Annotated in this window: 2 protein-coding genes; both read left to right on the top strand. The window is 70.5% G+C overall.

Annotated features, from left to right (window positions below; translation table 11 throughout):
• Positions 1–53 precede the first annotated feature (53 nt).
• Complete coding sequence (locus VOI19_RS18375; protein WP_323794388.1) at positions 54–1,049, top strand: NAD(P)-dependent alcohol dehydrogenase; 996 nt, start codon at positions 54–56, stop codon at positions 1,047–1,049.
• A 58-nt stretch (positions 1,050–1,107) separates the two neighbouring features.
• Positions 1,108–2,001, top strand: a complete 894-nt coding sequence (locus VOI19_RS18370) for an aldo/keto reductase (RefSeq protein WP_323794387.1) — start codon at positions 1,108–1,110, stop codon at positions 1,999–2,001.
• Positions 2,002–2,210 lie beyond the last annotated feature (209 nt).

The raw sequence follows: 2,210 nt of genomic DNA, 5'->3' as shown, positions 1-2,210 counted from the left end.
CCGTCACTGCTTACGCCACCCCGTCCGCCCACGCCCCGTTCGAGAAGACCACGATCGAGCGTCGCGACGTCGGCCCGCGCGACGTCCTCATCAAGATCCACTTCGCCGGCATCTGTCACTCCGACATCCACACCGGCCGCAACGAGTGGGGCGAGGCGAACTTCCCGCTCGTGCCCGGCCACGAGATCGCGGGGACGGTCGAGGAGGTCGGGAGCGCGGTCGAGAAGTACGCCGTCGGCGACCGCGTCGGGGTCGGCTGCCTGGTGGACTCGTGCCGGGAGTGCGTCAACTGCCGAGCGGGCGAGGAGCAGTACTGCCTCAACGGCAACACCGGCACCTACGGGTCGATCGGTGCGGACGGGCGTCCCACCGACGGCGGCTACAGCACCCACATCGTCGTCGACCAGGACTTCGTGCTCGGCATCCCGGAGGGGATCTCGCTCGACGAGGCCGCCCCGCTCCTGTGCGCCGGCATCACCATGTACTCGCCGCTCAAGCACTGGAAGGCGGGTCCCGGGTCGAAGGTCGCCATCGTCGGCATGGGCGGGCTGGGTCACATGGGTGTCAAGCTCGCCCACGCCCTCGGCGCCGAGGTCACCGTGCTCTCGCAGAGCCTGTCGAAGCAGGAGGACGGCGAGCGCTTCGGCGCCGACCACTACTACGCCACCGGCGGTGAGCACGGCGCGAAGACGTTCGCCGAGCTCGCAGGCTCCTTCGACCTGATCGTCAACACGGTCTCGGCGACCCTGCCGATGGGCAAGTACCTGTCGCTGCTCACCCTCGACGGCACGATGGTCAGCGTCGGGGCTCCCTCGGAGCCCCTCCAGGTGCCGGCCTTCGCCCTCATCGGCGCTCGTCGCAGCTGGGCCGGCTCGGCGATCGGCGGCATCGCCCAGACCCAGGAGATGCTCGACTTCTGCGCCGAGCACGGCATCGGCTCCACGATCGAGGTCATCGGCGGCGAGCAGATCGACGAGGCGTGGGAGCGCGTCATCAGCAGTGACGTGCGCTACCGCTTCGTCATCGACACCGCGACCTTCGAGAGCTAGTCGAATCACCCCACACGTCCCTGATCCTGACCACGACCTGACCCCCTGGAGAAACCTCATGCAGACGCGACACCTCGGCAACGACACCCTCGGCCGCACGCCCGTCGGCGCGATCGGCCTCGGCCTGATGACCTTCGACCAGAGCGGCACCCAGCCGCGCGAGCAGCTGCTCGACACCGTCCGGGCAGCGCTGGACGCCGGGGTCACCCTCTTCGACACCGCCGACGCCTACGGCCCGGGCGACGAGCTCGGCGTCGGGGCCCAGGGCGCCAACGAGCGTCTGATCGCCGGACTGCTCGACGAGCTCGGCGTGCGCGACCAGGTGCTGCTCGCGACCAAGGGTGGCCACGTGCGCACCGAGGGCGGCGGCTGGGACGTCGACAGCTCGGCGTCGCACCTCCACGAGGCCGTCGACGCCAGCCTCGAGCGGCTCGGCGTCGAGCAGATCTCGCTGTGGCAGCACCACCGTCCCGATCCGAAGGTCCCGTACGACGACGTGATCGGCACGCTCGCCGAGATCGCGGCGTCCGGCAAGGTCGCCCGGATCGGGCTCTCCAACGCCGACCCCGCCCAGATCCGCGCTGCGCACGCCGTCCTCGGTGACACGCTGGTGAGCGTGCAGAACCAGTTCTCGCCGGCCTTCCGCTCCAGTGCCCCGGAGATCGAGGTCTGCGAGGAGCTCGGCCTGGCCTTCCTGCCCTGGAGCCCGCTCGGCGGTCTCGGCAGCGCCAAGGACCTCGCCGAGAAGCACCCGGCCTTCGCCGAGGTCGCCGAGGCGCGCGGGGTGAGTGCGCAGCAGGTGGCACTGGCGTGGGAGCTCGCCCAGTCGCCGTGCGTGATCCCGATCCCCGGCGCCAAGCGGCCTCAGTCGATCGTCGACTCCGCCGCGGCAGCCGACCTCGAGCTCACCGCCGACGAGCTCGCTGCGCTCGACGCCGACCACGACGCCTGACGTCGACTGCCCGGTCGGGCATCGGGCGCGGGCGCGGTGGATGAATACCCGGTGATCAGGCTTTGCCTGACGTTCTCAGGGGAAACAGACCCTGAGAACGTCAGGAATCCCCGGGTACCCGGGGATTCCTGCAGCCGCTCAGCCGTTCAGCCGCACCGGCAGCGAGCCGTACCCACGCAGGATGCGGGTCTTGCGGCGCGTGGCCCCGG

The sequence above is a fragment of the Nocardioides sp. genome (assembly GCF_034670285.1).
Lineage (GTDB): Bacteria > Actinomycetota > Actinomycetes > Propionibacteriales > Nocardioidaceae > Nocardioides.
The sequence above is the reverse complement of the archived record's forward strand: the minus strand, read 5'-3'. Positions and strand labels throughout refer to the sequence as shown.

Coding starts and splice junctions, on each gene's coding strand:
- VOI19_RS18370 (WP_323794387.1), top strand. CDS start 1,108: ATGCAGACGCGACACCTCGGCAACGACACCCTCGGCCGCACGCCCGTC.